The organism is Clostridium sp. FS41 (genome assembly GCF_000954015.1).
GTDB lineage: Bacteria > Bacillota > Clostridia > Lachnospirales > Lachnospiraceae > Enterocloster > Enterocloster citroniae.
This window is the reverse complement of the sequence record NZ_JYHN01000006.1, coordinates 40652-63480: the sequence shown is the minus strand read 5'-3', so window position 1 is coordinate 63480 and position 22829 is coordinate 40652. Positions and strand designations below refer to the sequence as shown.

Sequence of the window (22829 nt, the reverse complement as noted above, 5' to 3'; positions counted from 1 at the left end):
TTTCATCCCGTCTTCCCCTCCTCCCTCCTCTGGCAATATCCTGCTGCTCCAAGCTTTTCCCTGTACGTGAGCTCTCCCCTTTTCCTGAGAATCCCCTTCTCCCTGTCATATTCGTACAATGGTTCCAGTTCCACTTCTCCATTCCTGCATTCCCCAATCTCTGTGATACTTAGTACTTTCCTGCTCCCGTCCCTGAGTCTTCCCAAATGGATCATCACATCCAGCGCGGACGCAATCTGGCTCCTGATGGCAGCCAGGGGAAGCTCTGCTGCCATCAGCACCATGGTCTCCAGCCGGCTGATCATATCCCTTGGGCTGTTGCCATGTCCGGTGGAGAGCGACCCTGCATGCCCTGTGTTCATTGCCTGAAGCATGTCCAGTGTCTCCTTTCCCCTGACCTCTCCCACAATGATCCTTGATGGATTCATCCTAAGGGATGCCCGGATCAGCTGGCTCATGGTTATCTCACCTTCCCCTTCCGTGTTGGCGTTCCTGGTCTCCATACGAACCAGGTTGGGCACCTGGGTAATCTGGAGTTCTGCGGAATCCTCAATGGTAATAACCCTTTCGCCGGTGGGGATATACGCTGACAATGCGTTTAAAAAGGTTGTCTTTCCCGAATTGGTCCCCCCGCTGATAAACATGTTATATCCTGCTTCCACCAGTTTCTGAAGGAACTCCGCCCCCTCCCGGGTAACCGCGCCAAAACGGATGAGCTTCTCCATGGTAATGGGCTCGGGAAATTTGCGGATGGTTACAGCCGGACCGTCCAGCGACACGGGAGGCAGCACCACATGGACTCTGGAGCCGTCTTCCAGCCTGGCATCCACAATGGGCGAGGACACATTGACCACCCGGTTGACCCTGCCCACGATCTGCTGGATTATGTCCTCCAGCTGTTCAGGCTTATCAAACCTGCCCTTCCAGAGTTCCACCTTACCGTTTCTTTCAATGAATATTGTTCCTGCCCCATTGACCATGATCTCGGACACAGACCTGTCATCAATCAGCTCCTGCAGAATATCCAGGCGGCGGAAGCTGTCATAAAGGCTTCCTCTCAGCCAGATCCTCTCTTTTAAAGGAATATAGATTCCCTGCCCCATGTCACGGATCGCAGTGTCAATGCGCTCCAGCAATTCCTGGTCATCCATATTGCGGCACTCTGTAAGCTCCTCCATGATCCGTCCCCGCAGTCTGGCGCGTACCCCATCCCGGTTCCTCCCGGTTTCCCTTTCTGCTCCGTTTTCTGCTTCCCGTCCGGAAAGGCTCCCTGATTCTGCCCGCCCTGATTCTGCCCATTCTGATTCTGCCCGCCTTCCTGCCTCCTCCCTTCCGTACTCCGCATCAATCCTGTTACGGACCTCCCGGGCCGCCTGACGCCTGCTGTCTCCAACTGCCTTTCTATCATGGGCCACTGTCAGCAAATACCTCCTTTATCTCCTGGTGCGCTCTTAAAATTTCCTGGTACGTCTTGTAACCGGGGCAGGTTGGGCGATTAATTCCTCAATTAATAGCGGCGGAGAAAATCCCCCTCACTTTGTTAAAAGCTGCCGTACAAAATCCCCCAATTCCCCAAACAACAGCTGTTCCAGATACCCCTCCCGCCGGATGACGCTTCCCATCCTTGGAAGTTTCAGCTTCTGTATCCGCTCCCTGACGGACCCGTCATCCGCCGCTTCCAGATACTCCTCAAATTCCTCAATTTTGGCAGCTGAAACGCAGTCCTCCCTGACAGGCATGTAGACAACATCACACACGGACAGGACCGGCAGCGCCCCGCGCCCCATCTGCCCCACATCCACCACCACCTTGTCGTATCCGCTCTCACGTGCAATGCGGTCTATGAGCATAGCCATCTCCTCCGGCGTTACCTGGCTTAGATCCTCCCCATACCGCACCGGAGGTATGTAGTCCATACTCCCCCAGTTGTGCACCATGGATTTCAGGCGCATCCAGTTATATGTCCCCTGCCTGTAAAGATAAAGCACATCTGACAGGTCGGCCCTGTAATCGCCGCACACCAGCCTGGAAAATCCTGAATACTCCTCCAGATTCATATACAATACAGCCTCCTGCCGGGCCATCTGCTGGCACATGGTAAGGGCCAGGGATGACTTTAAGCACCGGTTTACAGGGGAATAGATCCCTATTACCACTGCCCTTGACCCCAGAAGGGCCAGGGCGGGCTCCATGGGCTGACTGCAGTAGCGGGCCATGACCTCCCTCATCACGCAGTCCCCTGACTGGTACTTATAGATTGCCGGAAACTCTTCCTTCTCCTCCACCAGCTCTCCCTGGCACAACACCATGATCTGCTTCGCTTTTACATCCCTTACCAGCTCCCTCGCATCTTCATCTGCCAGAAGGATCTCTATCACATGTTCCTCACCGTACTGACGGAGTTTTTCCACACTGGAAAACGACATGGCCGTAAAAGGTATCTTCTCTTTTTGGTTTACATAATCAGCAAACCGTTCCCCATAGGACGGGTCCATCCCAAATACTGCCAAAACCCTTATCATGAATTTATACGCTGCCTCCCTTCAAAATCCCGGCGCTCCGGGAAACTCTTTCCTAAGTTTCCGGAGGAGGCCGGTTCTGACACTCAGTCATCCTTTCCACAAGACCGTAAGTAAAGTGCCTGCAAACAGACAGGCTCCCAGCGGAATCACGCAGGCATTCCCGTCCCTTTGGGGACAATAATATGGTTCAATGTTCTTACTTTGGAGCATCCGCCTGATATAGGCTGATAAATACAGAAACCTTTGAAAAACGCTGCCATGAAACAGCATCTTGCCAAGAGCCAGAACAGCTCCCAGACATAACCCGGCCGCAATGGCCCTTGTTCCATCCCTCATTCCCATATAAGCGGCAATGAGTCCCATTACCTTAATATCCCCTGCCCCGGTCATACGCAGTGCAAAAAAGGGAAATCCCAGTCCCCACACAAGGACCATCCTGCCTAAAAAACCAGCCCCGGTCCACAGGATCAGCGCACCGTCCAGACCAAGACCCAAATGCCCTGTTCCCAGTCCCAAGTGCCCTGTTTCCGGTATCAAGTGTCCTGTTCCCGGTAATAAGTGTCCTGTTCCCGGTAATAAGTGCTCCGTTCCCGAAAAAAAGCAGGTGCATCCCAGACCCAGAACCGCGCCCCACCCTGCTGCCTGATTGGGTATCCGATGTTCCCTTACATCCCAAAATGCGCAGCAAGCAAGCACGGCCAGCAGTATGCAGTCAGACAAAATCCCATACTTCCCCCTTTCCATTTGTAAATTTGTTTGTTCCTGTTCCTTTGGAAATTCCTGTCCGATCCGGACAGATCACTTACACTTGATCACCTAGATTGTTATAAAAAAGAATGTCTTGAATGTTGTTCCATTATGAGTGATATTAATGAAAATGTCAAGGGTAAAATTTGAGTATTTCACAGCTGATCACCTTGACCTTCCCCTGTATAAATGGTAAAATAAAGTTGGTTCAAATTTTTAAACCAAAGGAGGAATGGCAGATGACAACTGCCCGGGAACTTCAGGAACGTTTCCACCTATGCATGCCTTTATTCATCGCCCTGGGGGATGAGATGCGTCTGTCCATTGTGGAAGTACTGACAGAGGAGGCCATGGGCCCGGAACGTCCCACCGGCCCTGTTATCTTTGAAGATCATGCCCTGAACGTAAATGAGATCACCCAGCGGACCAGCCTGTCCCGCCCGGCTATCTCCCATCACTTGAAGATTTTAAAGGATGCGGGACTTGTGGGTGTGCGCCAGGAAGGGACAGCCAATTATTATTACCTCACCCTGAGGGAGTCCAACCGGAAGCTTATGGAGCTTGGTTACCGGCTGGAGGAATTCATGTATTAAATTCCTGCACATGCATAAGATGTCATTTTCCAGATATACTATTTCTATCAATATCTGGGAGATGAACAATATGTTTGATATTTTAAAAGCAGTCAGGGAAACAGCCGCGGCCAAGGCCGGCGCTGTTCCATCCAGAAAGCCGGCAAAGCTCCGGCCGGAACTGATCCGTCTGCGGTTCGAGATCGAGCGTACCCAGTGTGCCATTGACGCTGCCAGAAACCATTTTGAGCAGGCCGTGGACCCCACACTGATCGACTGCTACATTTACGAACTGAATGCCGCCCAGCTGCGGTACCAATTTTTACTGCGTAAATTCAAAAGCCAGGAGGATTAATACTCCTGGCACGCACCATAGAACAACTAAACTAAAAGATTGCGAGGAAAACAACATGAGCACCTGGTATGAGCGGGGAGTATTCTATCATATGTATCCCCTGGGGATGACGGGAGCCCCTAAACACAATGACCCGGCCAAGGCAGCAGGCCGTTTTAAAGAACTGTTTCAGTGGATTCCCCACATTAAGTCACTTGGATGCAATGCCATCTACATAGGGCCGCTTTTTGAGTCCACCAGCCATGGATACGATACCAGGGATTACAAGCTGGTTGACCGCCGTCTGGGGGATAACCAGGCATTTAAGGATTTTGTGAAGCAGTGCCATGATTCCGGCATCAAAGTGGTGGTGGACGGAGTGTTCAACCACACGGGCCGGGAATTCTTTGCTTTTAAGGATATCCAGGAGAAAAAGTGGGATTCTCCTTACAGGGACTGGTACAGGGGGGTCAGCTTTGACTGGCAGAGCCCCTGCGGCGATTCCTTTGGATACGAGGCCTGGCAGGGACATTTTGAGCTTCCGTGCCTGAACCTGCCAAACCCGGAAGTCAGGTCTTATCTTTTTGATGTGATCCGGTTCTGGGTGGATGAATTTGATATAGACGGGATCCGGCTGGACTGTGCCAATGTCCTGGATTTTAATTTTATGAAGGAGATGCGCAGTGTTACATCCGGCATGAAAGATGACTTCTGGCTCATGGGTGAAGTGATCCACGGGGATTACAGCCGCTGGGTCAACCAGGAGATGCTTCACTCCGTTACCAATTATGAACTTCACAAAAGCCTTTATTCCGGCTTTAATGACCATAATTTTTTTGAGATCGCACACAATGTACGGCGCCTGGAAGCCATCGGAAGGCAGCTTTATACCTTTGTCGACAACCATGATGAGGACAGGATCGCCAGCAAGCTGGTCTTAAAGGAGCATCTGTTTCCCATCTATCTCTGCCTCTTTACCCTTCCGGGCATCCCTTCCATCTATTATGGCGGAGAATGGGGCGTGGAAGGCAAAAGGAGCAATACCAGTGACGAGGCCCTGCGCCCTGCGTTTTCCATGGACCAGGCGGATGAACTGCACTGTGAGCTCACGGATTTCCTGTCAGCCATGGGCCGCATCCATGATGGGAACCAGGAGTTTCACGGCGGACGTTACCAGGAACTGCTGCTGACCAACCGGCAGTACGCATTTGCCCGCCACGGGGAAGGTTCTGTTATCATCACGGCAGCCAACAATGATGACAACGAAGCGGAGCTTGATATACCCGTACCCATCCAGGCATCGGAGGCCGTCAGCCTTCTGGAGGAAGATACCATCCTGCCCATCACAGGAGGAAAGGTTCATGTTAAATTAAAGGGCAACCGGGGGGCTGTCCTGAAAATAAAGGGGGATAAGTGATATGGCAGTTAATAAACGCAATCCGGGTACCAAGAATCCGTCTGCTCCGGCAGCATCCGCCGCAAAGAAGAAGAAAACCCAGATCACCGGATTTATCTCAGACCTGGACTGCTATCTGTTCGGAGCCGGCACCCACTATGATATCTACCAGAAGCTGGGCGCCCATCCCAAGACCTATAAAGGGAAAGAGGGCATCTACTTTGCGGTGTGGGCGCCCCATGCCAGGGAGGTTCATCTGGTTGGCGATTTTAATGGATGGAACCCCGAAGCCAATCCCATGACAAAGATACCGGACTCCGGCATCTGGGAATATTTTAATCCGGGAATGCAGATGGGAGAACTCTACAAGTTTGCCATCACCACGGAATCCGGCAAGATCCTTTATAAGGCCGATCCCTTTGCCTTCAGCGCGGAATACCGCCCCGGAACCGCCTCCGTCACCACGGATATACAGGGTTTTCACTGGACAGACAAGGACTGGATCGAAAAACGCGCTGCCCAGGATGTGCAGAAGATGCCCATAAGCATCTATGAGGTCCATCTGGGTTCCTGGCGCAAGAAGAACCGTGAGGAAAAGGATGGCTGCTATACATATACGGAAGCTGCCCATGAGCTGGCCGCTTATGTCAAGGAGATGGGCTATACCCATGTGGAGCTGATGGGGATCGCGGAACACCCCTTTGACGGTTCCTGGGGCTACCAGGTCACCGGATATTACGCCCCCACATCCCGGTACGGAATGCCCAAGGACTTTATGTATTTTATAAATTACCTGCACCGCAGCGGGATCGGGGTCATCCTGGACTGGGTGCCTGCCCACTTTCCAAAGGATGCCCATGGACTGGCTGATTTTGACGGTGAGCCCCTCTTTGAATATGCGGACCCGCGCAAGGGGGAACACCCGGACTGGGGCACTAAGGTGTTTGATTACGGAAAGAATGAGGTAAAGGATTTCCTGATCAGCAATGCGCTCTATTGGGTGGAACAATACCATGTGGACGGCCTGCGGGTGGATGCGGTGGCCTCCATGCTGTATCTGGATTATGGCCGCCAGGAGGGCCAGTGGGTTCCCAACAAGTACGGCGGCAACCAGAACCTGGAAGCCATTGAATTTTTTAAACACCTGAACACCGTGGTGCAGGGACGCAACCACGGAGCCCTGGTGATCGCTGAGGAATCCACGGCATGGCCCAAGGTCACCACCCATCCGGAGGAGGACGGGCTTGGTTTTACCTTTAAGTGGAACATGGGATGGATGCATGACTTCCTGGAATACATGAAGCTGGACCCCTATTTCCGCAAATATAACCACCACCGCATGACCTTTGGACTCACCTATTTTACCAGTGAAAATTATATCCTGGTACTATCCCATGACGAGGTGGTGCATTTAAAATGCTCCATGATCAACAAGATGCCCGGTCTGGACCAGGACAAATTCTCCAACTTAAAGGCCGGATATACCTTTATGATGGGACATCCCGGCAAGAAGCTGCTGTTCATGGGCCAGGACTTTGCCCAGGTTCATGAGTGGGATGAGAAGGTGTCCCTGGACTGGTATCTGGCTGACCAGGGTGATCACAAAGAGCTGCAGGATTACGTTAAGGACCTGCTGCATTTATACAAGAAATATCCCGCCCTCTACCGTTTGGACAATGATTGGAACGGGTTCCAGTGGATCAATGCCAATGACGGGGACCGCAGTATCTTCAGCTTCCTGCGCAGGGATGAGACAGGCAAAAAGAACCTGTTGTTTATCATCAGCTTCACACCGGTGGAACGGCCGGATTACAGGGTGGGCGTTCCCAAACGAGGCAAATACACCCTGCTGCTGGACAACATCCACGGCGCCTATAAGGCATCGGAAGCCCCCGGCTTCCAGTCCTCCAAAGGCGAGTGTGATGGGCAGCCATATTCATTTTCCTATCCTCTTCCCCCATACGGAACAGCTATTTTCCGTTTTTAGGAAATCATAAGGAAATATTGTCATATAAGGCCAAAAAGTACGTTAAATATTTATCAAATTGGGTATGTACTTTTTGACCTTGTTGTAGTAGAATAAAGGCAGTGCGATGGGTATTATGTCGCAGCACCGTTTATAATGTGTGGAAGGAGAGTGTAATTATGGCAAAACAATTAATTTCCAGTAGCGAAACAAAATCCGTTTACCGTGACGGAAACACTGCCATCAAGGAATTCTGTGAGGGCTTTCCAAAGGCTGAGGTATTGAATGAAGCACTGTGCAACGCGCGTGTGGAGTCCATCGAAGCCCTGAACATCCCGAAGGTTCTGGGGGTATCTGTTGTGGATGGCAAATGGTCCATTATCAAGGAGTTTGTTGAAGGCAAGACCCTTCAGCAGCTGATGGATGAGAATCCGGATAAGCTTGAGGAGTACATGGATAAGATGGTGGATCTGCACCTGCTGATCCATGCTCAGGCATGCCCACTCCTTAATAAGTTAAAGGAAAAGACCATCCGCGCCTTGAAATCAGAGGAGCAGCTGGATGATAACCTGCGCTACGAACTGATGACCAGACTGGACGGAATGCCAAAGCACACCAAGCTGTGCCACGGCGACTTTAACCCAACCAATATCATTGTGGGCGATGACGGCAAATGGTACGTGATCGACTGGGTACATGCTTCCCAGGGCAATGCAAGTGCCGATGTTGCCAGAACCTACCTCCTTCTCTCCTTAAAGGACAAAAAGAAAGCCGAGATGTACATGGATCTGTTCTGTGAAAAAACAGGCACAGAGAAACGTTATGTACAGGGATGGCTGCCCATCGTGGCCGCCGCCCAGCTGGTTTACAAACGTCCTGAGGAAAAGGAACTGTTAGAGAGTTGGATTAATGTATTTGAATACCAATAAAATCTGCTTACACATTATTTAGGGTTCAAAAAGGCCCCCGGGAAGGAATTTCCGGGGGCTTTTTTCGCTGTAATATTAACTAATTATATTTGTATATTTTTTACATTTTTGTGGTTTGTGTCATTTTCTTCGTGAAATATTTATCAGCTTTCTTCCTCATTTTGTAAATGATTGGAAGAATCTCCTACTTCTATCAGCTCCACATCCACTACCACATTGTCGTGCCTGACCTCTTCCTGCTCTGTCTCCTCAGCTGCGGCTGCTTCAACGGAAGCAGGATCAACACCGATCCTCTCCGTCTTATGCTCTGCGTGCATGATGGGGAAGGACACCATTGCCTTGAACAGATCCCCGTCAATGATAACCTGGAACTGGCCATTCTGCAGTTCAGTCAGGCTCTTTGCAATGGAGAGGCCCAGGCCGCTGCCTTCCGTTGTCCTGGCCACATCTCCCCTGACAAAGCGCTCTGTCAGTTCATCCGGCCTGATGTTCAGCGGATTCTCAGACACATTCTTAATGGTAAACACGGCTTTTCCGTCTTCCTCTGACACATCCACGTACACGCGGCTGTGCTCCATGGCATACTTTACCGCATTGGTGTAAAGGTTTTCCAATACACGCCACAGCCTGCGCCCGTCCGCCTGTATGATAAGCACCTCATCAGGCACATTGCACACCAGCTCCAGGCGGCGCATCACAAAACGCTCCTCAAATTCCCCGTTGGTCTGCTGGACCAGCTCCACCAGGTCGATATCGGATATATCCAGCTTCATATTGCCCGAGCTGGCCTTGGATGCCTCCACCAGATCCTCTGTCAGCGTCTTAAGGCGCTGGGATTTCTGGTCCAGAACTTCCAGATATGCCGCGATCTTGGGATCCTGTATCTTCTCCCTCTTAAGCAGATCCACATAGTTGATAATGGATGTAAGCGGTGTCTTGATATCGTGTGATACATTGGTGATAAGGTCGGCCTTCAGGCGCTCGCTTTTTACCTGCTGCTGAAGGGCTGAGTCAAGTCCGCTGCTGATGTTGTTGAGATGCTCGCCCATATCCCTTTCCTTGCCTGTGAGACTGCCCATCTCGATCTGATACCGCGTGTTGCCCTGGGAAATGCTGCTGATCGCCGCATCCAATATATCCCTCTGCACTGCCTTTTTAAACATCTGGTGGAATATATATCCATCCATTGCCAAAAGGACCACCGCCAACCCATAGAGCAGCACATGGAAGCCGAACCGTTCCCCTTCATAGCCGAAAAGGAACAGGATCCCCCACAGCATAACTGCATTGGCGCCTAAAAACAGGAAATAACAAAGTCCCATTCCAGCGGCAAATGTGATATGGCGCACATATTCCCTGAACGTGTCAATAACCTTCTTTAAAAGGCTGTTGCTCCACAGGGTCCTGGCCTTATACCGGCGCAGCATGTTAAAGAAAAACAGGACCAGACAGCCGTAAATGATCACGGCCTTGATCACCTTATTCCAGTAGGGCCACTGTCCTTCAGCCACAAACAGGCTGAACAGGCGTATGCCCACATATCTTCCTCCCAGCAGGAACAAGGCTGTAAGGGCGGCCCAGACGGCCACGCACAGTTCGGTATAGATCTCATCAATGGGGAACAGCCTTATCTCATCGCTTTCCGGCGTGAGATGGCCTGACATCAGGATCAGGGCTGCCAGTGTGGCAATACAGCCCAGCACTCCGGCAATGATCCCGCCGATCCCCAGGATAAAGTTCTGTCTTCCGCCGCTGTATTCCCATGCAGCCATGGAATACGCATCCGTGCACGGGTAAGTGGTATCCACGGAAATGACCATGTAATAATTATCATTTCCATTGGGGTTCCATATCTCCAGCAGGGTGGCTGCATTTTCCGGGATGGTGGGCATGTTTGTCTCCATCTTAATGCTGTTTCCCGGGATATAGAGATATTTTCCCGCGCCTTTCAGGTCCTCCAGGGACATGTTCTCCACGTTGGTGTACACGCTCTCCTTCCCGCTGTCATCCCTATACACAATGCGGAACCTCAAATTTGTCTCATTCTCTATGTAGTTATTATAAATGGTGTAGTATTCACCCAGATGGTCCAGGATATCCAGAGCCAGGTCCTCTTTGGTCATCCGTTCCCCGCTTGCGTCCGCATCCACGAAGTTGGGATTGGTGCTCTGGAAATCCACGGTGATCTCTTCATCATCCTCGTCATCCATGGAGATAGGGGATCCCTTTAACTCAAAATTCTCATCCAGATAATAGCCCCGCTTTTTGATGTACCTGACGATTTCATCCAGGGTCATCTCAGCTGTCTCACCGGGACCATTGGTATAGTTGACAATGACCTTGTTCATATCCAGCTCACCGTCAGTCTCAAACATATCCTTGTATCCTACGTAAGTAAAGATACGCTCCACATCCGATGCAAGCTGGGTGGTGAAATTAGGGGAGTCCTCATAAGCCTCCTCATAAATCCACTTAATCCCTTTACCGTAATTGGAGTTCAGATACATGGCGCTGATCCCAAACACAGCGATCATCACAAAGAATATGTGGACCAGGGTCAGGATCTGTTTCTTACGCCTGAATTTCAGTCTATCTTCTGTCATAAAGCCACCTACTGCTTTTCAATCTTATATCCTACACCCCATACCACCTTCAGATACTTCGGCTCCCTTGGATTGATCTCAATCTTTTCACGGATATGGCGGATATGCACCGCCACTGTGTTGTCCGCTCCAATGGCCTCCTCGTTCCATATCTGCTCATAGATCTCATCAATGGAAAATACCTTGCCCGCGTTCTTCACCAGAAGCAGAAGGATATTGTACTCAATGGGCGTCAGCTTGATGGGTTCCCCGTCCACTGTCACTTCTTTGTTGTCATCATTGATCTGAAGCCCGCCGCACTTAAAGATCTGGCCTTCTGCCTGCTGGTTCATATTGCCCAGCTGGGTGTAACGGCGCAGCTGGGACTTGACCCTGGCCACCAGCTCCAGTGGATTAAAGGGTTTGGTTATGTAGTCGTCCGCCCCGATATTCAGTCCCAGGATCTTATCCGCATCCTCTGATTTAGCGGAAAGTATAATGATGGGTATACTGCTGGTCTCCCGCACCTTAAGCGTGGTGCGGATCCCGTCCAGGCCGGGCATCATTACATCCACAATCAGCAGATCCACTTCCCCCTTTTCCAGGTATTCCAGTGCTTCATATCCGTCATAAGCCTTGATCACCTGAAATCCTTCTCCTGTCAGATATATGTCTATGGCCTCCACGATCTGCTTATCATCATCACATACCAGTATTGTCTGCATCCTTAGCCCTCCTTGTTATGAACAGTACTAGAAAATCCTCCAAGCACAGATGAAATTGTTTGCCCACCACTGGCTCAGGCTTCTGTGTACCACACGCCCGTTACTGGAGGACGCATCGATCACGGTTCCGCCTCCTGCCGCAATTCCCACATGGCCGTTTACAACCACAATATCACCTGCCTGTATATCATTAAAATTCGTGATCTTTGTATATCTTCCCGCATTTCTCCAACCGGAGGAAGTGAGGTAACTCTGGTTAACTCCCACCTGGTTCAGACACCAGTATACAAAGCCGGAACAGTCAAATGCATTGGGACCCTTTGCCCCCCACACATATGGACTTCCAAGCTTGGAGGAGGCAACTGAGATCAATGCTCCTGCGCCCTGCCCAACGGGCTTGCTCACTGCCGGCGGAGTATTGCCTGACGGCTTGCTTGTGCTGCCGCCCTGGCTGCCTGAACCGCCCTGACCGCCTGAACCGCCCTGGCTGCCTGAGCCGCCCTGGCTTCCTGAACCGCCTGTATTGGCTGCCGGCCGTCTTACATTATCACTGGTCAGCTTAGCCATTGTCTGAACGCCCACCAGGCCGTCAGCCGTAAGTCCGTTGCGGGACTGGAAGTTCTCCACCGCCCGCTCCGTGGCCTCGCCGTAATATCCGGTTATATTGCCTGAAACAAGGTATCCGTGTTTGTTCAGCAGCTGCTGCACCTTGGTCACAGCGTCCCCCCGCTCGCCCAGCATCAGGCCGTTGGCCCTTGCATCCGGACTGTTCAGGGCGATCCTTGTGGACGGCCCCAGATAACCGTCAACGATCTGGTCATTCCTGGCCTGGAACTGCTTAACCGCCACAACCGTGTCCTCACCATAGGCGCCATCGGGCGTGGTGGTGAGGTATCCCAGTTCCTTAAGGCGCTGCTGGCATGCCAGCACCACATCGCTCTTCTCCCCGTAAGCCAGGAAGTTGGGCCTGATCTCATCGCTGTATATCAGGTTGATGGTCTTTTGTCCAACCTTGCCGTCCTGCTCCAGACCATTGACCTCCTGGAGTTTCAGGACTGCCGCTTCCGTGGAATCTCCGAAATTCCCGGTCACCAGATCCGCGGTCGCCAGATATCCCAGCTCGTAGAGACGCTGCTGAATCCGCTCAATATCATCACCCTGGGCTCCCTTGGACACCGCGTAGTACTTGGCATCCGGGGACATGATCGCATCCCAGGTAACATTTCCCACAATGCCGTCCATGGGCAGTTCATTCTGCCTCTGGAAATGCTTCACTGCCATTTGGGTCATCTCACCAAAATAATCCGTTGGCTCATCGTTATCCATAAAGCCCAGGTCCATCAGGCGCTGCTGCAGCTTTTTTACGATCTCATGACGCACACCGATCCGCAGGTACTCCGGAGCCGGCTCCGCATCCGGCAGGTCAATGTCGTTAAGTCCGGGCAGGACCTGTCCCTGAAGCCCCAGCTGTGCAATAGTCTCAGGCACAGCCTGGATCTCAGTGGCCTCCGCCGGCGTGGCATTGCCCTCCGCGGAACCTGACGCGCCTTTTGTACAGCCGTTTAGTGTCATGGACAAAGCCAGGATTCCGGCCGTGCCCGTATATGTAATGTATTTTCTATATCTATTCCTCAAATTCATGTGAAGTGCGTATCCTTCCTGGAGCGTGCTTAAGAATTACTTTCTTCCTTGGTTAAAACGCTAAAATCACATTTATTCTAACACATTTCTTACGGAATAGCGATATCATTTTTGTGGTTGTAAGAAAATTGAAAGGGGATGGAACTACCAAAAAAGGAAGGAATTATAAACCATACAGGACAGAACCCTCACTGCCGCGGCAGCGTATGTCCTGTCCTGTATCATTTTATAATTCCTTCCTTCTCTTCCGGCATGAGATCCGGACTACTTTCCATCCCTCAGCTTCTTTCCGCTGCGGCCGAATTTGCGGCGTTTGAAAAATGGGACTTTGGCAGCCGCCGCCTCAGCTTGTCCGCCCTTCTGGTAAGCCCTCAGGGTTTCATCCAGCTGGCGGAAACGCTCCTCTTCCTTCTCATCTGATGCCTGGAGCAGGAATTCCAATTCCTTTCCCATCTTTTCGTTGACCAGGCAGCTGATGTCCTGGCTCAGCTTTTCATTGTTGACTTCAAGGGCTCGTCCGATTATCAGGTTCATAATCTGCTGGAACTGTTCCATCTTCTCTTCCATGGCTACCACGGATACACCGTCACTCTTCATAGTGCTTAATGATGTGTTCCCATCCTCTTCCTTGAATTCATTCAGGGCCGCGTTCATATCACGCTCTAAAATTTCATCGGACAGCTCTGTCTGAGCTTTTCCGTCTTTCTTAAGTACCTGGTTCAGCGCGTGCTTGATCGCCTTGAGCTGAAACCCTTTTTCTTTCAGGTTCTTGACCTGCTTAAACAGGCGGATATGTAAATCCGTATAGTACCGGTGCCCCATCTCGTTACGGGGAATATCAAGTTCCAGCTCCTCTTCCCAGTACCTTAATACATGGGCCTCCACATCGACCTTTTTGGACGCATCCGATATCAGATAATGTACTTCATCCATAGCCACTCTCTCCTTCACATCTTAACAGGCATGTCCTGCCTTACTATTAGTGTATGCGTTGAGAATGGATATTATGACATTCCCGGAAAATTTTTATTACTCCTGGGGTCCTCCGCCCTGAGGTCTTGCCGCATTGACAAACTTTGTGTACTCGGGCTTCCAGATCAATGTCACCGTACCAATGGGGCCGTTTCGCTGTTTGGCTATGATCACCTCAGCCTCATTGGGATGTTCCGTATCCTTATTATAGTAATCATCACGGTAAAGGAACATAACCACGTCCGCATCCTGCTCAATAGCTCCGGACTCTCGAAGGTCGGAAAGCATGGGGCGGTGGTCCTGCCTTGTCTCACAGGCACGGGACAGCTGGGACAGGGCAATCACCGGAGCATGAAGCTCCCTGGCCAGAGCCTTAAGGGATCGCGATATATCGGAAATCTCCTGCTGCCTGTTGTCTCCCCCGCCTTTTTTGCTACCGCTCATCAGCTGCAGGTAGTCAATGATAACAATACTCAAGCCGTATTCCAGCTTCATCTTCCTGCATTTGGAGCGCAGCTCCGAGATGGAGATACCGGGCGTGTCGTCAATGATCAGCTTGGAATTACCAATAACGCCGATGCCCTCCACCACCGCGTCCCAGTCCGAATCCGTCAGGGAGCCTGTACGCAGCTTCTGGGAGTCCACATTGGACTCCATGGAAAGCATACGGTTGACCAGCTGCTCCTTGGACATTTCCAAACTGAATACCATACAGGGCAGGCTTTTGCGCACCGCCACATAATCTACCACGTTAAGCACAAAGGCAGTCTTACCCATGGAAGGGCGGGCCGCGATCAGGATAAAGTCAGAGGGCTGGAAACCGGACAGCTTGTAGTCCAGGTCAATAAAACCGCAGGGAATACCCGTTACCGTACCCTGATTCTTATAGGCGTCCTCAATCTTTTCAAGGACATTAATGGCCACCTGCTTGATGGGAACAAACTCCTGGCCTCCCCTGTTCTGAAGCAGGTTAAAAACGGATTTCTCCGTGTCCGCCAGGATATTCTCCAAGGGTTCCTTTCCCGCATAGCAGGTATTGGCGATCTCCTCCGTTGTCTTGATCAGCCTGCGAAGGACTGCCTTCTCACTTACAATGGTGGCGTAGGACTTCACATTGGCTGATGTGGGCACCATGGTCACAATGTCGCGGACAAAGTCCAGGCTGCACACCTCCGGAGGCACATCCTTTTCCTTTAACCGGTCCTGAAGGGTAACCAGATCCACGGGCTTGCCCTCATTGAACAGCTCCACCATGGTATCAAACATGATACCATATTGCTGCTGGTAAAAATCACTTCCAGTTACAATTTCCGATGCAGCGATGACTGCCTCCCTGTCCATCAGCATGGATCCGATGACGGACTGTTCCGCTTCCAGGCTGTGGGGAAGCACCCGCTTGATCAGAGCTTCTTCCATTTTAATCGTCTCCTGTATTCAAACCGGTATGCAGATCCCATACCAGTCTATGAGACCCGCTCCTTTCGGGGCGGGTCATGTCATGTTTCATTATCAGCGGCAGCTTACCGTTAAGCTTCCACTACCTTTACCGCAAGTCTGGCCGTTACCTCCTTGTGAAGCTTAATGGGAACCTCAAAGCTTCCGATGGATTTGATGGGGTCGTTTAAAACGATCTTTTTCTTGTCAATATCCAGGTTCAGCTGGTCGGAAATGGCCTTGCTGATCTCCTTGTTGGACACGGAGCCAAACGCCCTTCCGCCCTCGCCCGCCTTAATGGACAAGGTCACGGTGGACTCATCCAGCTTTGCTCCCAGCTCCTTTGCTGCTGCCAGCTGCTCTGCGGCGATCCTGGCATCATTGGCTTTCTGAAGCTTTAAGTCATTTAAGTTCTTAGAGGTAGCTTCCAGGCCAAGCTTCTTGGGCAGGATGAAATTCCTGGCATAGCCGTCATTTACCTTTACGATCTGTCCTTTTTTTCCTAATGCTTTTACATCTTCCAGTAATACAATATCCATGTCTCTTACTTCCTTTCCAATTTATAATTCATTCTCAGGAAACTTCGCCTTCCTCCAGCATCTGGCGGATGACTTCCTTTAAACGGATCTTAGCATCTTCCACTGATACGCCCTCCATCTGGGCGCCTGCTATGGTGCGGTGTCCGCCGCCCCCCAGCTTCTCCATCATCACCTGCACATTGACCTCGTCAATGGAGCGGGCGCTGAAATAAATAGTACCGTTATAATCGGTCAGCACCACCGAAGCCTTAATGCCCCGGATCTCCAACAGCTCGTTGGCGGCCTGGGCGCCGATGATGGTGGGGCTGTCCAGCCCATCTGCCGAGCACTCGCTGATGGCAAAGGCGTCCATATATACTTCCGCCTTGCGCACAGCATCGGCCTTGGCCTGATAATCCCTCATGTTCTCCCTGAACAGCTTGCGCACCCTTGTGATATCCGCGCCGCTGCGCCGTAGGAATGCGGCCGCCTCAAAGGTCCTCACACCTGTCTGGTTGGTAAAATTCTGGGTGTCGATCACAATGCCTGCATACATGGCATCCGCCTCTGCCGGCTTCACCTTGATGCCGTCCGCTATATACTGCAGAACTTCCGCCACCATCTCACAGGTGGATGAAGCATATGGCTCCACATAGGAAAGCACCGCATTGTCAATAATCTCACTGCTGGTTCTGTGATGGTCAAGTACCACAACGGTCCTGACCTCCCGCAGCAATGCCGGTTCGTCCGTAATACTGGGGCGGTTCACATCCACGATGACCAGCATGGTTCCCTGGTCCGCCACCTCTGATGCCTTTGGCCCTGTGAGGAACATATCCTCCGGATATTCCGCGTTGCCTATAAACCGGTCCATCATGGGGCGCACCGAGGATGTCACCTCGTTGACCACAATGTTGGCCTTCTTATTCATGGACACGGCAATGCGGTATATACCCACAGCTGCTCCAAAGGAATCAATGTCAGCCAGCCGGTGTCCCATGATCAAAAGCCGGTCCTTGTTCTCCATCAGTTCCCTGAGGGCATGGGCTTTCACCCTTGCCTTGACACGGGTGGTCTTTTCCATCTGCTGCGCTTTGCCGCCGTAGTACTGGATCTTACCTGAATCCTTCACAACGGCCTGGTCGCCTCCCCGTCCAAGGGCCATATCAATAGAGGTCCTGGCGTAATCATAGTTCTGGCTGTAGCTGTCCCCGTTCATACCGATACCGATACTTAAGGTCACCGCCATATCATTGCCTATGTTCACTGTCTTTACATCCTCCAGGATGGAGAAACGCTCCTCCTGGATCCTGGCCATGTACTGCTGCTTGATGACAAAGAAATATTTGTCCTTCTCAAGCTTTTTTACAATGCCGTTCATACCGGATATATACTTGCTGATCTTCCGGTCAATGAGAGCTGTCAGCAGAGAACGCCTAACCTCCTCCACGCTTTCCAGCGCCTCATCATAATTATCCAGATAGATCAGTCCGGCCACCAGCTTCTGATCATTGATCTGCTGCATGTACAAAAGAGTCTGTGTCTCATCCACCAGGTAGATGGCTGTCACAAACGACCCCTGTCCCTCCAGCCCGTTGTCAGCCACCGCTGCCTCCAGCCGGTCCACCATGACCTGCTTTAGATCAATGCGGAACTTCCTGTCCCCCAGAAAGCTGTGCACGCTTACCAGTTCACCGCCGGTTGCCAGCATTTCCTTCGTAATATCAGGGAACATGGCTGTTATATTCTTATATGAAATTTTTTCCTCTGCCAGGATTGCCGCAAACTCCCGGTTCATCCAGAGCAAATGCCCGCTTCCGTCTGCCACTGCATAAGGCATAAGCATCTCTTCCATCAGGTTCTGCCTGCTCTGGTCATAGGCAGATGAAAATGCGATCAGCCCTGCAAGTATGCCTTTTCTCCGTGAAAAATACAGCCAAAGGGCAATCCCTATATAGACAATGGTAAATACCGATACAATAATGCCGGCCTTTGTGGACACCGCTCCAACAGCGGCAGTCAATATGACCATAAGGACCGACAAGAAGAGCGGCCACTGCAGGTAGACCTTAAATGTCCCCCGCGTCCTTCCTTTATCTTTCATAGTCTGCCTCCATTCGTATCCATAATCGGAATACGCCTATCTTAGTTAGTATACCATATCCAGCCCCATTCGTCCATAAAAATGAGTTTTTACCAGTAATGCACCATATGGCCGGTGTCTGAAAATGTCTTATTTTACATGCTTTTTGTTGATAATACGCAGAGCCTGTGATAGAATCTACCTGTATTGCATATCAAAACATACCAAGGAGGAAATACGTATGAAACAGCGCAATATTGTGGTCTGCATCCTGCTGAGCCTGATTACCTGCGGCTTATACGGCATCTACTGGATGATTGTGCTCAATGATGACACAAACAGCCTCTCCGGAAGACAGGGCACAAGCGGTGGAATGGTTTTCCTGTTCACACTGATCACCTGCGGTATCTACGGGCTTTTCTGGATGTACCAGATGGGAAATGCAGTGGAGATGCTTCACGACCAACACGGTGAACCAAGGGGAAGCGCACCTGTGGTCTATCTGCTTCTCAGCCTGTTCGGCCTGGGCATTGTGTCCTATGCCCTGCTGCAGAACGAGTTAAACAAATACCTTCCCAATGCATAAGCGTTTGATACGATTATGTATAAAAACAGGCGGGCTCCTGGGAGCCGGCCTGTTTTATGCATTACTCTGTATTCTGGCAGGCCATCCCCTTATCCCCTGCATGTTCCATACCATTACAGGACTGTACTGCCCCGGCTGCGGAGTGAGCCGCATGTGTCTGTCCCTGCTGTCCCTGGATTTTCAGTCGGCCTTTCAGGCTAATGCCGCCGTCATGCTGATCCTTCCACCCGGCCTTATAATCGCATTTCAAATGGCTTTCCGGTATATAAAAAGCGGCAAGCTGCAGCCCACAAGGGCCCAGAACCTGGTCCTTTACATCATGGCCGGTTTCCTCCTCCTATTCGGCATACTGCGCAATCTTCCTGCATTTGCATGGCTCAGTCCGTGAGCCGGGTCCCGGCTTTGACTTGCGGTCATTTCCTCTGTATGTTATGATATGACTAATTAAAATCATCTCCTGATATGGAATCATACTTTAACATCGAGGCATACCCATGAAAATATCACAGACCAAGGACATACGCTCAGCCAACCGGCTGACCATTATCAAACATATATTAAACAAAAAGCAGATTTCCCGCGCCCGTATTTCCGAGGAGACGGGGCTTAATAAGGCCACTGTTTCCACCATTGTAAAGGAATGGATGAGCCTGAAGCTGGTGGAGGAAACCACCATGGGTGATTCCAGCGGAGGACGGCCCCCCATCATCCTTACCCTGGCTGCCAAGGCGGGTTACTGCATTGCCGTTGATATCGGGGCGCGCCGTATCAGTCTCATCCTCACGGACCTGAACAACGATATTATCAGCCGCCGGTCCCTGTTCATTGAGAAAAAGGCGTTTTCCTACGTGTACCAGCAGATCTATGTGGCAATTGACAAAATGATCAGGGAAATACCTCCCTGCCCCTACGGGCTGATCGGCATCAGCCTGGCTGTGCGTGGGATCATTGATCTGGACGGGGTCATCCGCTTTATTCCCAAGCTCCAGTGGCACAACATCGATATTAAGTCCTTGCTGGAACAGCGCTACAATGTACCTGTGTACATTGACAATGACGGGAACCTGGCAGCTTCCATGGAATCCCGCCTTCATCCCCAGTATGAGGAGCTGACCGTACTGTGCATCTCCGATGTCATATCCTGCGGCATGATCTCCAACGGCCAGCTTATCCGCGGTTACCTGGGATTTGCCAATGCAGTTGGGCACCACACCATCAACATCCAGGAGACAAAGCAATGCTCCTGCGGCAAATACGGGTGCTGGGAACAGTACTGCTCAGACCAATACCTTCTGGACGAGATCAACCTCCATCTGGAGAAACCCCTGGAGGATATTGATGAGTTTATAGAGCTGGTTAAAAAGCAGCATCCCTCTGCGCTGGCCATCCTGGACACATACATCCGCAACCTGGCCATCGGATTGTCCAACATCATATTTTTTGTAAACTGCGAAATGATCATCCTTAACTCCCATCTCATCCAGTCCCTCCCTTACCTGTTGCCTGAGATCATGAAGGATATTGTCCTCCCCATCACCCATACCCAGGAGATCCTGATCTCCTCACTTGGAAATGAAGGGCCGATCCTTGGGGCCTCCCTCAAAGCCATTGAGGAATTTTTTGAGATTTTATCAGCCCATGGTTAAGGCGGATATGTAAACCGAAACATGACCATACAAAAAGAGGGGCACCTGGAAGATCCAGTCCCCTCTTTAACTGCCGGCAGATCCTGCATCACACCGTCTCTGCCAGCCTATTAAAAGTTCGTTCCATTCCATCCCCAGTCAGGAGATGCTTCATATTTAATGTACATGTTATCAGGCGATACCCCCAAAGTCCCGCCTAATACTCTGGTCATTTCCCCGGTCATGCGTTTGGCGCCTTCCTGATCCACGGCATTTCCCAGAATCTTTACCTCCACCATGGCGATGGGCCGGCTGCCCTTTCCTCCAAAGAACATCTGGCATCCGTCCTCAATGGACACCATAAGCCAATCCTCGCTTTTTCCCGGAAGACAGCTGATGGCCTGCCCCAATGCTTCCTTGATCTCCTCCGCAGCCTGACGGGAGGTCTTAACGTTTGTTTTTACCTGTATGCACGGCATTTTATTTGCCCCTTTCCCTAACCATAAATCAGCTTATGCCTGAAATAGAAGAAATGATCGCTGTGGGAATGGATGCTCAGCATCCTGGTATGGGGGTGGTCCTCAGAGCCAAACTCCTGCCCGAATTTGCCGATGGTCAGCGCCTGCCCGCCCACATAAATGCAGGAGTAATTAAAGAACAGCTCATCCATCATGCCCTGGGATACCAGGTAATGCATGTAGGAGGGAGTCTCCACCAGCACCTTGTTAAGGCCGAATTTCTTCATGATATAGAGGGCAACCTTGGAATCCGGCGCCTTGTCGCCTGTGGCGATCACCAGTACCTTGTTCCGGTTTGCCTTCATGGACTCGATCATTTCCCCGGTGACCTCAGAAATATCCTTAACAGGCCCTACCAGGTAGTAATCTTCCTTCATTTTTTCCCGGATAACAGGAACACCGGCAGCGCTGGTGCTGATCATCACGGGAACTTCCTTTGTTTTAAACAGTACATGGTCAAAAGGAATGTCTGTTGCATCCAGGGATGAGATGATATTCCATGGGACCGGCTCCATGCCGGCCGCCACCCTTGCATCCTCCAGCTGCTGCGAGAACACATGGGCCGTATAGTCACTCTCCGCATTCATGGTGCCCGCACCAATGATATCTCCGTCAGACACGGCCCTGAGCATGTTGAGGATCCACCAGTCGGCGCCGGCCCCATCCCCGTCATACTTGTTCAGCTTTGCAATGAGGGGCCCCTGGGGTGCGTCTGTAAATGCGATCCTGCCGTCAATGGATGTGACCAGGGACGTATATGTATAGGGACGGTCCTCGTGGAGAGCCTCAAACTTCAGGTCCCCGTAGATTTCCTTCATCTCCTCACATGTTATGGTTTCCACCTGCGCCTGGTCCAGGGAGCTGCTTCTGTAGATCTGCTTCACCCTGGTCTTTTCAATATCAAAAGGCATTTTAAATAAAGATGTTGCCATGTCATTCCTCCTTAAATCAGACTGCCGCCGCAGACCTGCATGATCTCTCCTGTGATAAACCCGCTTTCATCGCTGGACAGGAATGCAATGGCATTGGCCATATCCTCGATCTTCCCCATCTTGTGCAGGGGGTACAGGCTTGCGTATGACTCTTCCAGAGCCTTTGGATCCTCTGCCTCTGTAAACCTCTGCTCGATCATAGGTGTGCGCACCAGTCCCGGAAGGATGGCATTTACACGGATGGACGGAGCATACTCCAGGGCAATGCATTTAGTCAGCATGATAACGCCAGCCTTGGACGGGCAGTAGCCGATGCGCTCCGGAATGGGACGCACTCCCAGGTCGGATCCCACGTTCACAATGGTGGAACCTTCCTGCTTCTTAAGCTCGGAAATGGCTGCCTTGCACATATTGAACACGCCGCCCATGTTAATGGAAAGCTCCCTCATAAAGGTGTCATAATCCGTTGTCTCCAGGGAACCCACAAAGGTAACCCCTGCGCAGCACACCAGCTTATTCACCCTGCCGAATGCCTTCACTGCTTCCTCCACCACATGCTGCGCCTGGGCAAACTCAGTAAGGTTGGCCTGTACATAGATGGCCCTGCTGCTCTCAATATGCATCTCAGGCTCAATGCCGCATCCCACAACCAAAGCGCCCTCATCCAGGAATTTCCTGGCAACTCCCTCACCGATACCGGAGCTTGCGCCGGTAACGATCACTACTTTATCTTCAAATCTCATATTC

The 22829-nt window shown here is 51.2% G+C and carries 21 protein-coding genes; 8 read left to right on the top strand and 13 right to left on the bottom strand.

Annotated features, from left to right (window positions below; translation table 11 throughout):
* Positions 1 to 2: 2 nt before the first annotated feature.
* From CLFS41_RS00630 to CLFS41_RS00620, 3 genes are all read right to left on the bottom strand, one after another.
* Positions 3 to 1178 carry a CpaF family protein gene (locus CLFS41_RS00630; RefSeq protein ID WP_242856756.1) on the bottom strand — a complete coding sequence of 392 codons (1176 nt, stop codon included), beginning with the start codon at positions 1176 to 1178 and terminating at the stop codon, positions 3 to 5.
* A gap of 354 nt (positions 1179 to 1532) precedes the next feature.
* A complete protein-coding gene (locus tag CLFS41_RS00625; RefSeq protein ID WP_045091128.1) occupies positions 1533 to 2522 on the bottom strand; it encodes a hypothetical protein in 990 nt (329 codons plus the stop codon).
* Positions 2523 to 2609: 87 nt separating this feature from the next.
* A complete protein-coding gene (locus CLFS41_RS00620) occupies positions 2610 to 3242 on the bottom strand; it encodes a hypothetical protein (RefSeq protein ID WP_007871211.1) in 633 nt (210 codons plus the stop codon).
* A 266-nt stretch (positions 3243 to 3508) separates the two neighbouring features.
* Here CLFS41_RS00620 and CLFS41_RS00615 point away from each other — a divergent pair, with 266 nt between their 5' ends.
* The 5 genes from CLFS41_RS00615 (at position 3509) to CLFS41_RS00595 (ending at position 8466) form a co-directional block, all read left to right on the top strand.
* Positions 3509 to 3862 (top strand): metalloregulator ArsR/SmtB family transcription factor, encoded by a 354-nt coding sequence (locus tag CLFS41_RS00615; protein WP_007871208.1) that lies wholly within the window; start codon positions 3509 to 3511, stop codon positions 3860 to 3862.
* A 70-nt stretch (positions 3863 to 3932) separates the two neighbouring features.
* Positions 3933 to 4196 carry a YaaL family protein gene (locus CLFS41_RS00610; protein WP_007871201.1) on the top strand — a complete coding sequence of 88 codons (264 nt, stop codon included), beginning with the start codon at positions 3933 to 3935 and terminating at the stop codon, positions 4194 to 4196.
* Between the two features lie 55 nt (positions 4197 to 4251).
* On the top strand, positions 4252 to 5592 hold the full coding sequence (locus CLFS41_RS00605; RefSeq protein ID WP_007871192.1) for an alpha-amylase family glycosyl hydrolase: 1341 nt from the start codon (positions 4252 to 4254) through the stop codon (positions 5590 to 5592).
* 1 nt (position 5593) lies between these two features.
* Positions 5594 to 7558 (top strand): 1,4-alpha-glucan branching protein GlgB, encoded by a 1965-nt coding sequence (glgB, locus tag CLFS41_RS00600; protein ID WP_045091126.1) that lies wholly within the window; start codon positions 5594 to 5596, stop codon positions 7556 to 7558.
* A gap of 158 nt (positions 7559 to 7716) precedes the next feature.
* Positions 7717 to 8466, top strand: coding sequence for an aminoglycoside phosphotransferase family protein (locus CLFS41_RS00595; RefSeq protein ID WP_007871187.1), 750 nt, complete (start codon positions 7717 to 7719; stop codon positions 8464 to 8466).
* A 143-nt stretch (positions 8467 to 8609) separates the two neighbouring features.
* Here the strand turns inward: CLFS41_RS00595 and CLFS41_RS00590 are convergent, their stop codons facing one another.
* The 7 genes from CLFS41_RS00590 to CLFS41_RS00560 all read right to left on the bottom strand — a co-directional run bounded on the left by CLFS41_RS00590 (position 8610) and on the right by CLFS41_RS00560 (position 18442).
* Positions 8610 to 11069 carry a HAMP domain-containing sensor histidine kinase gene (locus tag CLFS41_RS00590; RefSeq protein WP_045091125.1) on the bottom strand — a complete coding sequence of 820 codons (2460 nt, stop codon included), beginning with the start codon at positions 11067 to 11069 and terminating at the stop codon, positions 8610 to 8612.
* An 8-nt stretch (positions 11070 to 11077) separates the two neighbouring features.
* Positions 11078 to 11773 carry a response regulator transcription factor gene (locus CLFS41_RS00585; protein ID WP_007871169.1) on the bottom strand — a complete coding sequence of 232 codons (696 nt, stop codon included), beginning with the start codon at positions 11771 to 11773 and terminating at the stop codon, positions 11078 to 11080.
* Positions 11774 to 11800: 27 nt separating this feature from the next.
* Positions 11801 to 13414, bottom strand: a complete 1614-nt coding sequence (locus tag CLFS41_RS00580; RefSeq protein WP_007871168.1) for a peptidoglycan-binding protein — start codon at positions 13412 to 13414, stop codon at positions 11801 to 11803.
* Positions 13415 to 13678: 264 nt separating this feature from the next.
* Positions 13679 to 14347 carry a MerR family transcriptional regulator gene (locus CLFS41_RS00575; RefSeq protein ID WP_007871165.1) on the bottom strand — a complete coding sequence of 223 codons (669 nt, stop codon included), beginning with the start codon at positions 14345 to 14347 and terminating at the stop codon, positions 13679 to 13681.
* Positions 14348 to 14443: 96 nt separating this feature from the next.
* Complete coding sequence (dnaB, locus tag CLFS41_RS00570; protein WP_007871163.1) at positions 14444 to 15802, bottom strand: replicative DNA helicase; 1359 nt, start codon at positions 15800 to 15802, stop codon at positions 14444 to 14446.
* Positions 15803 to 15912: 110 nt separating this feature from the next.
* On the bottom strand, positions 15913 to 16359 hold the full coding sequence (gene rplI / locus CLFS41_RS00565) for a 50S ribosomal protein L9 (RefSeq protein WP_007871160.1): 447 nt from the start codon (positions 16357 to 16359) through the stop codon (positions 15913 to 15915).
* Positions 16360 to 16393: 34 nt separating this feature from the next.
* Positions 16394 to 18442, bottom strand: coding sequence for a DHH family phosphoesterase (locus CLFS41_RS00560; protein ID WP_045091124.1), 2049 nt, complete (start codon positions 18440 to 18442; stop codon positions 16394 to 16396).
* 220 nt (positions 18443 to 18662) lie between these two features.
* On the opposite strand from CLFS41_RS00560, the gene CLFS41_RS00555 reads away from it, so the two are divergent.
* The 3 genes from CLFS41_RS00555 to CLFS41_RS00545 all read left to right on the top strand — a co-directional run bounded on the left by CLFS41_RS00555 (position 18663) and on the right by CLFS41_RS00545 (position 20653).
* Positions 18663 to 19007: a DUF4234 domain-containing protein gene (locus CLFS41_RS00555; RefSeq protein ID WP_007871146.1), complete on the top strand. Its 345-nt coding sequence runs from the start codon at positions 18663 to 18665 to the stop codon at positions 19005 to 19007.
* A gap of 4 nt (positions 19008 to 19011) precedes the next feature.
* Positions 19012 to 19395, top strand: a complete 384-nt coding sequence (locus tag CLFS41_RS00550) for a DUF2752 domain-containing protein (RefSeq protein ID WP_242856751.1) — start codon at positions 19012 to 19014, stop codon at positions 19393 to 19395.
* A 106-nt stretch (positions 19396 to 19501) separates the two neighbouring features.
* Positions 19502 to 20653, top strand: a complete 1152-nt coding sequence (locus tag CLFS41_RS00545) for an ROK family transcriptional regulator (RefSeq protein WP_007871140.1) — start codon at positions 19502 to 19504, stop codon at positions 20651 to 20653.
* Positions 20654 to 20763: 110 nt separating this feature from the next.
* On the opposite strand, the gene CLFS41_RS00540 is transcribed toward CLFS41_RS00545, so the two are convergent.
* From CLFS41_RS00540 to CLFS41_RS00530, 3 genes are read right to left on the bottom strand one after another with little or no spacing between them, the layout of a single operon-like run.
* Positions 20764 to 21111, bottom strand: a complete 348-nt coding sequence (locus CLFS41_RS00540; RefSeq protein ID WP_007871138.1) for a phenylpyruvate tautomerase MIF-related protein — start codon at positions 21109 to 21111, stop codon at positions 20764 to 20766.
* 17 nt (positions 21112 to 21128) lie between these two features.
* The gene (locus CLFS41_RS00535) at positions 21129 to 22082 is read right to left on the bottom strand and encodes a dihydrofolate reductase family protein (protein WP_045091122.1); all 954 of its coding nucleotides are present in this window, start codon (positions 22080 to 22082) and stop codon (positions 21129 to 21131) included.
* Between the two features lie 11 nt (positions 22083 to 22093).
* A complete protein-coding gene (locus tag CLFS41_RS00530; protein WP_007871135.1) occupies positions 22094 to 22825 on the bottom strand; it encodes an SDR family oxidoreductase in 732 nt (243 codons plus the stop codon).
* Between the last annotated feature and the right edge of the window lie 4 nt (positions 22826 to 22829).

Bases quoted from the DNA above. Each gene is read 5' to 3' on its own strand.
- CLFS41_RS00630 (WP_242856756.1), bottom strand. From the start codon at position 1,178: ATGGAGGAGCTTACAGAGTGCCGCAATATGGATGACCAGGAATTGCTG.
- CLFS41_RS00625 (WP_045091128.1), bottom strand. From the start codon at position 2,522: ATGATAAGGGTTTTGGCAGTATTTGGGATGGACCCGTCCTATGGGGAA.
- CLFS41_RS00615 (WP_007871208.1), top strand. From the start codon at position 3,509: ATGACAACTGCCCGGGAACTTCAGGAACGTTTCCACCTATGCATGCCT.
- CLFS41_RS00610 (WP_007871201.1), top strand. From the start codon at position 3,933: ATGTTTGATATTTTAAAAGCAGTCAGGGAAACAGCCGCGGCCAAGGCC.
- CLFS41_RS00605 (WP_007871192.1), top strand. From the start codon at position 4,252: ATGAGCACCTGGTATGAGCGGGGAGTATTCTATCATATGTATCCCCTG.
- glgB (WP_045091126.1), top strand. From the start codon at position 5,594: ATGGCAGTTAATAAACGCAATCCGGGTACCAAGAATCCGTCTGCTCCG.
- CLFS41_RS00595 (WP_007871187.1), top strand. From the start codon at position 7,717: ATGGCAAAACAATTAATTTCCAGTAGCGAAACAAAATCCGTTTACCGT.
- CLFS41_RS00590 (WP_045091125.1), bottom strand. From the start codon at position 11,069: ATGACAGAAGATAGACTGAAATTCAGGCGTAAGAAACAGATCCTGACC.
- CLFS41_RS00585 (WP_007871169.1), bottom strand. From the start codon at position 11,773: ATGCAGACAATACTGGTATGTGATGATGATAAGCAGATCGTGGAGGCC.
- CLFS41_RS00580 (WP_007871168.1), bottom strand. From the start codon at position 13,414: ATGAATTTGAGGAATAGATATAGAAAATACATTACATATACGGGCACG.
- CLFS41_RS00575 (WP_007871165.1), bottom strand. From the start codon at position 14,347: ATGGATGAAGTACATTATCTGATATCGGATGCGTCCAAAAAGGTCGAT.
- dnaB (WP_007871163.1), bottom strand. From the start codon at position 15,802: ATGGAAGAAGCTCTGATCAAGCGGGTGCTTCCCCACAGCCTGGAAGCG.
- rplI (WP_007871160.1), bottom strand. From the start codon at position 16,359: ATGGATATTGTATTACTGGAAGATGTAAAAGCATTAGGAAAAAAAGGA.
- CLFS41_RS00560 (WP_045091124.1), bottom strand. From the start codon at position 18,442: ATGAAAGATAAAGGAAGGACGCGGGGGACATTTAAGGTCTACCTGCAG.
- CLFS41_RS00555 (WP_007871146.1), top strand. From the start codon at position 18,663: ATGAAACAGCGCAATATTGTGGTCTGCATCCTGCTGAGCCTGATTACC.
- CLFS41_RS00545 (WP_007871140.1), top strand. From the start codon at position 19,502: ATGAAAATATCACAGACCAAGGACATACGCTCAGCCAACCGGCTGACC.
- CLFS41_RS00540 (WP_007871138.1), bottom strand. From the start codon at position 21,111: ATGCCGTGCATACAGGTAAAAACAAACGTTAAGACCTCCCGTCAGGCT.
- CLFS41_RS00535 (WP_045091122.1), bottom strand. From the start codon at position 22,082: ATGGCAACATCTTTATTTAAAATGCCTTTTGATATTGAAAAGACCAGG.
- CLFS41_RS00530 (WP_007871135.1), bottom strand. From the start codon at position 22,825: ATGAGATTTGAAGATAAAGTAGTGATCGTTACCGGCGCAAGCTCCGGT.